Raw genomic sequence first — 8,591 nt, forward strand, 5'->3', positions numbered from 1 at the left:
GTTGCGCCGTTCGTGTCCCCCGGCGCGGCTTCCCTCCGCCGTGCGCGCCGCGTCCGCCGGGCCCGGGTCGCGCGGGGCCGTCACCGGCCCTGCCGGGCCTCGCCGTGCTCAGTCGATGCCGCGGAAGATGTACGGCTCGGCGGGGTCGTCGTCGCAACCCGCCAGCCGCACGGGAGCGCAGCGCTCCCACACGTCGAGGTTGCGGACCTCCTTGATACGCCCGGAGCGTTCTCCCTGCTTGAGACGGGGTTGCTTGTACTGAGCCTTGTCGAATGCCACCACGCACTCCTTCATCGAGGTATCGGTCCGACGCGGTGGCGCCTCTTTCGTGAAACCGGGGGTGAGCCAGGGTGTGAGGCGTTCCCGCGACGGGCCAATGGTGTTGGCGTCTCCCAGAAAGGTCGTCCGTCGTCCCCCACCCTAACGAGATCACCCGTCACTCGCCCGACTTTCTCCGGCGATCACCACAAGCCGGAGGAAGCGGGAGATACCGCCGTCACAGGCGGCGCATGGGCCCTGAACAGGGGCGCACGATGGTTTCCGCGCGCCCTCGGGGGCGGAAGCGGCGCGCGACGGTCTTGTCACGGAATTGACGCCGCCCGCCGCGGGACCCGGGGAGGTACCGACGGCCGTACCCCTGCGCGCCTGCCCCGGGCCCCCGCCGCACGGTGCTACCCATGGGCGGGTGGAATGGTTCACGGACTCCGGCTACTGGCTCGGCCGGCTGATGTTCCAGCGGACGGTCGCCGTCGTCTACGTCGCCGCGTTCGTGGCGGCGGCCCGCCAGTTCCGCGCGCTGATCGGCGAGCGGGGGATGCTGCCGGTGCCCCGCTATGTGGAGCGGGTGCCGTTCCGGGCCGCACCCTCGGTCTTCCACCTCCACTACTCCGACCGCTTCTTCGCCTGCTGGTCGTGGGCCGGGGCGCTGCTGGCGGCGGCCGTCGCCGCGGGGGCTGCGGACGCGGTGCCCCTGGGCGCGTCGATGACGATGTGGGCGGTGCTGTGGGTGATGTACCTGTCCATCGTCAATGTGGGGCAGACCTGGTACGGCTTCGGATGGGAGTCGCTGCTGCTGGAGACCGGTCTGCTGGCCGTCTTCCTGGGCAATGCCGAGGTCGCGCCGCCCGTCCTGGTGCTGTGGCTGCTGCGGTGGCTGCTGTTCCGGGTGGAGTTCGGGGCCGGACTGATCAAGATGCGCGGGGACCCCTGCTGGCGCGATCTGACCTGCCTGTACTACCACCACGAGACCCAGCCGATGCCGGGGCCGCTGAGCTGGTTCTTCCACCGTCTTCCCAAGCCGCTGCACCGGGCGGAGACGGCGGCGAACCATGTGGCCCAACTCGTGCTGCCCGTCCTGCTGTTCACCCCGCAGCCGGTGGCCGGGTGGGCGGCCCTCGGCATCGCCGCGACACAGCTGTGGCTGGTGCTGTCGGGCAACTTCGCCTGGCTGAACTGGCTGACCATCGCCCTGGCCCTGTCCGCCACCGGCACCTCCTGGGTGACGCCGCCGCCCCTGCCCGCCACCGCACCCCTGTGGTTCGAGGTACTGGTGTGCGCGTTCACCGCCCTGGTCCTCGCCCTCAGCTACCGTCCGGCCCGCAATCTGGTCTCCCGCCGCCAGCAGATGAACACCTCGTACGAGCCGTTGCACCTGGTCAATGCGTACGGCGCGTTCGGCAGCATCACCCGGGTCCGCCACGAGATCGTCGTGGAGGGGACGGACGCCGCACACGACGGCCCGGACACGGTGTGGCGGGCGTACGGGTTCCACGGCAAGCCGGGGGCGGTGCGGCGGCTGCCGCGGCAGTTCGCGCCGTACCACCTGCGACTGGATTGGCTGATGTGGTTCGCCGCGCTGTCGCCGGTGTACGCCGGCGCGTGGTTCGGGCCCTTCGTGGAACGGCTGCTGGAGAACGACCCGGCCACCCTGCGGCTGCTGCGGGAGAACCCGTTCCCCGACGCCCCGCCCGCCCGGGTGCGCGCCCGCGTCTTCCGCTACCGCTTCACGACCTGGCGGGAACTGCGGGAGACGGGAGCATGGTGGCATCGAACCGAGGTGCGGGACTTTCTTCCTCCGGTCGCGCTGCGATCTCGGCACGGAACGCGATGACCATGTCCCGGGCGTGCCGCAGCCCGATACGGGCGAATTCCTTCTCCAGCGCGGCGAGTTCGGCGAGCGTTCCGTGGTGGTCGCCGCCGAGGCGGGAGCGGGACTTGACCAGGCCGAGCCGGGAGAGAGCGGCGCCGCGCTGCTCCTCCATCGCGCGGAACTCCTCCAGCGCGAGGGCGTAGACATCCCGCGCCTGCGCGTAACGGCCCGCGCGATAGAGGACGTTGCCCCGCATCTTGTGGTTGTAGGCGAGCGCCCCGGCGAGGTCCATGGAGCGGCAGATGGTCTCCGCCTCACCGAGCAGTTCCAGCGCCCGGTCCGTCTCCCCCAGGACGGACCGGACGTCGGCTATGCCGCGCAGCGACCAGGCGTGGCCGCGGAAGTCGTCGGCCCCGGCGGCTATCGCGGCGGCCTGCTCGAAGAGTTCCAGGGCCTTGGCGTGGTCCCCGGTGTTGCGGTGCATCTGGGCTATCCCGGACATCGCCCAGACCATGTGCCGGGCCTCGCCGTGGGCGCGGGCCTGCTCCAGGAGTTGTTCGTGCAGGTCGGCGACGGCGGCGTAGTCACCCTGGATGCGTCCGGTCTCGGCGAGGCCCGCGAGGGAGTAGCCGTGGGCCAGCCGGTCGGTGCCGTCGGCGAGGGTGACGGCGTGGGCGAGCAGCCGCCGGGCGAGCGGGAGGGAGCCGCACTGCCGGGCGAGGGTGCCGCCGCTCCACAGGGCCCAGGCCATCGCCCCGCGCTCCCCCGCCTCACGGGCGCTGCGGTAGCTCTCCCGCCAGGCGGCACCGGCCTGGGTCACCCTGCCCAGCCGCCGGTTGGCCTCCGCGACCGCGAGCGCGGCGCGGGCCCGCTCCAGCGGGGTCCCGGCCTCGCGATGCGCGCGGGTGGCGGTGGCCAGTACCTCCTCGTAGGAGGAGTTGACACCCAGAGCCGCGCCCAGTTCGCCCTGGTATTCCGGGGCGAATGCCTTGCCGTACATATGTCCGTGACCTCTCGATCATCACCGTGCCTTGATCACGAAACTACGAGGCCGTACGGGGGTGGCGAATCCGTCGCGGTATGGGTTGTCGCGTACGGCTGGAGTGCTACGGAAGGGACGGAGGATCATCATCGGGATGTACGGGGCCACCGACGCCGGGAGGGGTTACGGGGGTGTTCGCCTACCGCGCCGACCCGGGGCAGCGAAACGAAAGGTGACTCAACTTGCTTGATGAATAGACAAGTTGAGGAGTTGACGTCACGCACCGGAACAGCATTCCCTCCACCCGCGAGAACCGGCCGGAACCCCCTCCATCCGCCACCGAATTCCAGCCATGACACTCCTTCAGGGATGAATTCCAGCCATGGCGAAAGAAGTAATTCCCCTTCCCTTCCCCCACAATGAAGGTCTTGCCCCCGTGGGGACGGAGGGGTCAGGCTGGCTGGCCGGAGGTGGAGGGCATGGACGACGCGGGAGACGGTCCGGGGATCAGCCGCAGGCGTTTCGCCGGGGCCGCCGCGGTGCTGGCCGTCGTGGCGGGGGCGGCGGGGTGCGCCAAGGGCGCGGCCCCGCAGGCCCCACCACAGGCCCCGTCACCGGTCACTCGCCGCCCCGGCCCGTCACCCGGTTCCCCGAGACCGCTGTTCCTCGGGACGTACACCTCCACCCAGGGCGGCGGCACCGGCATCGGCCTGGGCACCTACGACCCCGGGACCGGCCGGATCACCGCCACCGGGACCCTGGAGGGTGTACCCGACCCGTCCTACCTGGCGCTCGCCCCGTCCGGGCGGGCGCTCTACGCCGTGGACGAGCAGCAGCGGGGCGCGGTGACCGCCGTGGCCCTGCGGCCGGGCGAACGTCCGACGGTGCTGGGCGCGCAGCCCACCGGGGGCGCGGGCCCGTGTCATCTGTCGGTGCATCCGGGCGGGCGCTGGCTGCTCAGCGCGAACTACCTGTCCGGAAGCGTGGCGGTGCACCCGATCCTGCCGGGCGGCGGGCTCGGCGCGCGTACGGACCTCGTCACCCACTCCAGCCCGCCGCCCGGCCCCGGGCAGGACGGGCCGCACGCCCACCAGATCCTCACCGCCCCGGGCGGCCGCCATGTCCTCGCCGTCGACCTCGGCAACGACACCGTCTACACCTACCGCCTCGACACCACAGCCGGCACCCTCTCCCCCGTGTCACACGCGACACTCCCCCCGGGCGCGGGCCCGCGCCATCTGACCTTCCACCCCTCCGGCCGCTTCGCCTACCTGGCGAACGAGGTCGGCAACACCGCCGTCGTCTGCCGCTACGACCCCCGCACCGGCCGTCTGACACCCGGCACACCCCAGTCCACCGGTACGGGGAGCGGCACCAACTACCCCGCGCAGTTCCTGGTCACGTCCGACGGCGCCTTCGCGTTCCTCGCCAACCGGGGGCACAACAGCCTGACCCGGTACGCGATCGAGGCCGGCGGTTCCCGGCTGCGCCTGCTCGACACGGTCCCGGTCGACGGCGACTTCCCCCGCCAGATCGCCTTCTCCCCCGACGAACGCCTTCTGTTCACGGCCGACCAGAAGTCGGGGACGGTGACGGTCTTCTCGGTGAACGCGGCGACGGGCGCGCTGAAACGGCTCGGCGACCCGTTCACGGCACCGGTCCCGGTGTGCGTCCTGCCGTTGTGACCGTTGACCTTCGGGTCGACCGCCTCGATGCGGTCCAGATGGGCCCGTACCACCTCCACCGCGGAGACCTGCCGCTCGCGGATGAGGCGCGCCAGGCCGGTCGCGTCCCGGTGGTGGATCTCGTCCCCGCCCATCGGCGCCCGCCCCTTCCTCCGTACGGCCGGAACGGGCTCCGTTCGGGAGTCGTGTCCGGTTCCGTTGCCGGTCCTCAGGCTTTCCCGTAGGACGCGTGGAGGACCAGCGGTATCCCGGCCACCAGGATCATGAGCCCGCGCCGCCCGTCGGCGCCGCGCTACGTGGAGACGGCGGCGTCGCCGGAGAAGGCGCCTTCCGGGGCGAGGTACTGGCGCAGGATCACCCGGAGGTCGGCCTCGAAGGTGTCGTAGCTGCGGCGGAGTGCGTCGCCGGGCCAGTCGTCGGGGAGCAGGGGGGCCGGGAGGAGGGGGTCGGAGAGGAGGTGGCGCAGGGCGGCCGCGGCGACGGTGAAGCGGTCGGCGATGTTGGGGGTGCGGCCGAGCGCGGTCTCCAGTTCCCTGGCCCGTGCGGCCCAGGCGTCGAGGTCCCACAGGCGGCGGGCGAGGGCGGCCGGGTCGTCGTCGGGGGTGCCGGTGAGCCAGGTGCACTGCTCGGTGACGATCGCCGTGCGGGGGCGGTCGAGGTTGGCGGGGCGCAGCCAGCTGCCCTCGCGCAGCTCGGCGAGGCGCAGGGCGGCCATGGCGTGGCGGAGCGCGGTGCGGTCGGCGGCGGGCCGGCGTTCCGCGGTGACCACGGCGATCTCCCATCGGCCGTCCCAGGTCAGGGTGCGCGGGCTGCGGCTCTCGTCCTGCCGGGACTGGCGCTCGGCCAGCCGGGCGCTCAGTCCGTAGGTGCCGTCGCCGTGCCGGAGGTCCCCGGCGGCCACCATCCGGGAGAGGGCGACGCGTACGGTCCCTTCGGCGATGCCGAAGAGTTCGCCGACGCGGACGAGGGCACGGGCGGGGAGCTGGGGCGGATGGTGCCCCAGGAGGGTGCTGAGGACGATCGAGCGGGCGGTGAGCGGCCGCAGCGCGAGCCGGTGGGTGTCCTGGGGGCCGAGGCCCTTCCGGTCCGAGGATGTCTGGTGGTCGCTGTGCCCGGTGTCGTTCATCCGTCCGTCCCCGCTGCCGTGGTGCGCGGGCGGGGTGCTCCCCGCGCACCGTCCTGGTGCTGGTGCCCCGTGGTGTGGGTCAAACCCTAGAGGAAGGAGTCCTGTGTCGTGGGCGGCCGCGTGGGTCGGGGGCGTCCCGTGGTGCGTGTGGCACCGGTGGTTGCGCCCGGGGACCTGTGCGGAGGGTGCCGGTCCGCCGGGAGTGTCCGGCCGGTGGGGGCGGGCGCCGTGCTCCGGGTACGGGGGCGTGCGCCTATCCGCCCCCGGCGTACCACCCGAGTGGAGCAACGCCGACATCACACGCCCCGCTGTTCCCACGCGTCCGTCACGGGCCTGCGGCCCTGCACTCCACTGCCTCGACGCTACCCGTTACTTCCTTCCATCACCTGACCTATATATGTAATGTCGATGACATGACCGACACCCATGAAGTCGTGAACCAGCCCCCTCCGCTGACCGGTTTCAGCGCGGCGGACGAGCCGGCCCTGCTGGAGGCACTGCACCGCTACGGAGCGGGCCGGGGTGAGCGGGAGCTGACCGAGCTGGGCGCGCTGGCCGGTTCGGCCCAGGTCCAGGACCAGGCCCGGTGGGCGGAGGAGCAGCCACCCCGGCTGCACACCCACGACCGTTTCGGCCACCGCATCGACGAGGTGGAGTTCCACCCCGCCTGGCACCAGCTGATGACCGTCGCCGTACGGGAGGGCCTGCACGCCGCCCCGTGGACCGACGACCGCCCCGGCGCGCATCTGCTGCGGGCCGCGAAGTTCTACGTCTGGTCGCAGGCCGAGGCGGGACACGGCTGCCCGATCTCGATGACGTACGCGGCCGTCCCCGCCCTGCGGGCCGCGCCGGAGCTGGCGGCGCGCTACGAGCCGCTGCTGGCCGCCCGCAGCTACGACTTCGGGCTGCGGCCGCCGCTGTCCAAGACCGGGCTGATCGCCGGCATGTCGATGACGGAGAAGCAGGGCGGCAGCGACGTACGCGCCAACACCACCCGGGCGGTCCCCGCCGGTGACGGCACGTACCGGATCACCGGCCACAAGTGGTTCACCTCGGCGCCGATGAGCGATGTGTTCCTGGCGCTGGCGCAGACCGACGAGGGGCTGAGCTGCTTCCTGCTGCCGCGGGTGCTGCCGGACGGCACGCTCAACGGCATGCGGCTGATCCGCCTCAAGGACAAGCTGGGCAACCGCTCCAACGCGTCCTCGGAGATCGAGTACGAGTCGGCGGTGGCCTGGCCGGTGGGCGAGCCGGGCCGCGGGGTGCGGACCATCGTCGAGATGGTGAACATGACCCGGCTGGACTGCGTCCTCGGCTCCGCCGCCGGGATGCGGGCGGGGCTGCGGCAGGCGCTGCACCACACCGCCCACCGGCGGGCGTTCGGGCGGGAGCTGGACCAGCAGCCGCTGATGCGGGCGGTCCTCGCGGACCTGGCGATCGAGTCGGAGGCGGCGACGGTCCTGGCGATGCGGCTCGCGGCCGCCGTCGACCGGTCGCAGGCCGGGGACGCCCAGGAGGCGGCGCTGCGCAGACTGGCGCTCGCGGTCGCCAAGTACTGGGTCTGCAAACGGGGCAGCGCGCACGCCGCCGAGGCGCTGGAGTGCCTGGGCGGCAACGGCTACGTCGAGGCGTCCGGCATGCCGCGCCTGTACCGGGAGGCGCCGCTGCTGTCGATCTGGGAGGGCTCGGGGAACGTCGTGGCCCTCGACGTCCTGCGGGCGCTGGCCAAGGAACCGGACGCGCTGGAGGCGTTCTTCGCCGAGGTCGCCCCCGCGGCGGGCGCGGACCGGCGGCTGGACGCGGCGGTGGCCGGAATCCGTACCCTCCTCGGCCGGCTCACCGACCCCGACCGCGCCCAGCTGACGGCGCGGACGCTCGCCGAGCGGATGGCGCTGGTGCTCCAGGGGGCGCTGCTGGTGCGCCACAGCCACCCCGCGGTCGCCGACGCGTTCTGCGCCTCACGCCTGGGCGGCGAGTGGGGCAACGCGTTCGGCACCCTGCCCGCCGGCGCCGATCTGGCGGCGATCCTGGAGCGGGCCCGGCCGAAGGCGGCGCGCGAGGACGCGGCGCGGGGCGGCGTGTGAGCACCGTACGGGTGGAGCGGGCCGGCGCGGTGACGACGGTGGTGCTGTCCCGGCCCGAGGTCCGCAACGCCGTGGACGCGCCGACGGCCGCGCGGCTGGCGGACGCCTTCCGGGCGTTCGACGCGGACGACACGGCACGGGTCGCGGTGCTCTGGGGCGAGGGCGGCACGTTCTGCGCGGGCGCCGACCTCAAGGCGTTCGGTACCGAGCGCGGCAACCGGGTCGCGCCGGACGGCGACGGCCCGATGGGGCCGACCCGGATGCGGTTGGGCAAGCCGGTGATCGCGGCGGTCTCGGGGCACGCGGTGGCCGGAGGGCTGGAGCTGGCCCTGTGGTGCGATCTGCGGATCGTGGAGGAGGACGCGGTCCTCGGGGTGTTCTGCCGCCGCTGGGGCGTCCCGCTGATCGACGGCGGTACGGTGCGGCTGCCCCGGCTGATCGGCATGGGCCGCGCGATGGACCTCGTCCTGACCGGCCGTCCGGTCCCGGCGGCCGAGGCCCTGGAGACCGGCCTGGCCACCCGGGTGGTCCCGGCGGGCACCGCCCGCGCCGCGGCACAGGCCCTCGCCGCCGAACTGGCCCGCCTCCCACAGGAGTGCCTGCGCGCCGACCGGGCCTCGCTGCT

The 8,591-nt window shown here is 73.2% G+C and carries 7 protein-coding genes; 4 read left to right on the top strand and 3 right to left on the bottom strand.

Annotation, left to right across the window (positions count from 1 at the left end):
- Window positions 1–108 precede the first annotated feature (108 nt).
- On the bottom strand, window positions 109–279 hold the full coding sequence (locus AC51EU_RS07330) for a hypothetical protein (RefSeq protein ID WP_496265857.1): 171 nt from the start codon (window positions 277–279) through the stop codon (window positions 109–111).
- 406 nt (window positions 280–685) lie between these two features.
- On the opposite strand from AC51EU_RS07330, the gene AC51EU_RS07335 reads away from it, so the two are divergent.
- Window positions 686–2,110, top strand: coding sequence for a lipase maturation factor family protein (locus tag AC51EU_RS07335; RefSeq protein WP_496265858.1), 1,425 nt, complete (start codon window positions 686–688; stop codon window positions 2,108–2,110).
- Here AC51EU_RS07335 and AC51EU_RS07340 read toward each other — a convergent pair.
- Window positions 2,004–3,089 (bottom strand): tetratricopeptide repeat protein, encoded by a 1,086-nt coding sequence (locus AC51EU_RS07340; RefSeq protein ID WP_496265859.1) that lies wholly within the window; start codon window positions 3,087–3,089, stop codon window positions 2,004–2,006. The two genes, AC51EU_RS07335 and AC51EU_RS07340, sit on opposite strands and share 107 nt — an antisense overlap.
- 461 nt (window positions 3,090–3,550) lie before the next feature.
- Here AC51EU_RS07340 and AC51EU_RS07345 point away from each other — a divergent pair, with 461 nt between their 5' ends.
- Complete coding sequence (locus AC51EU_RS07345) at window positions 3,551–4,756, top strand: lactonase family protein (RefSeq protein ID WP_496265860.1); 1,206 nt, start codon at window positions 3,551–3,553, stop codon at window positions 4,754–4,756.
- Window positions 4,757–5,048: 292 nt separating this feature from the next.
- Here the strand turns inward: AC51EU_RS07345 and AC51EU_RS07350 are convergent, their stop codons facing one another.
- Window positions 5,049–5,882, bottom strand: a complete 834-nt coding sequence (locus AC51EU_RS07350) for a PaaX family transcriptional regulator C-terminal domain-containing protein (protein ID WP_496265861.1) — start codon at window positions 5,880–5,882, stop codon at window positions 5,049–5,051.
- 413 nt (window positions 5,883–6,295) lie between these two features.
- Between AC51EU_RS07350 and AC51EU_RS07355 the strand changes: the two genes are divergently transcribed.
- Both AC51EU_RS07355 and AC51EU_RS07360 read left to right on the top strand, forming a co-directional pair.
- On the top strand, window positions 6,296–7,966 hold the full coding sequence (locus tag AC51EU_RS07355) for an acyl-CoA dehydrogenase family protein (protein ID WP_496265862.1): 1,671 nt from the start codon (window positions 6,296–6,298) through the stop codon (window positions 7,964–7,966).
- Window positions 7,963–8,591: crotonase/enoyl-CoA hydratase family protein (locus tag AC51EU_RS07360; protein WP_496265863.1), on the top strand; the 629-nt coding region annotated here is incomplete at its 3' end. The genes AC51EU_RS07355 and AC51EU_RS07360, both read left to right, overlap by 4 nt.

Source organism: Candidatus Streptomyces philanthi, from assembly GCF_059553635.1.

What these genes read in the sequence shown, in the direction of transcription:
- AC51EU_RS07355 (WP_496265862.1), top strand. Translation starts at nt 6,296, where the DNA reads ATGACCGACACCCATGAAGTCGTGAACCAGCCCCCTCCGCTGACCGGT.
- AC51EU_RS07345 (WP_496265860.1), top strand. Translation starts at nt 3,551, where the DNA reads ATGGACGACGCGGGAGACGGTCCGGGGATCAGCCGCAGGCGTTTCGCC.
- AC51EU_RS07350 (WP_496265861.1), bottom strand. Translation starts at nt 5,882, where the DNA reads ATGAACGACACCGGGCACAGCGACCACCAGACATCCTCGGACCGGAAG.
- AC51EU_RS07340 (WP_496265859.1), bottom strand. Translation starts at nt 3,089, where the DNA reads ATGTACGGCAAGGCATTCGCCCCGGAATACCAGGGCGAACTGGGCGCG.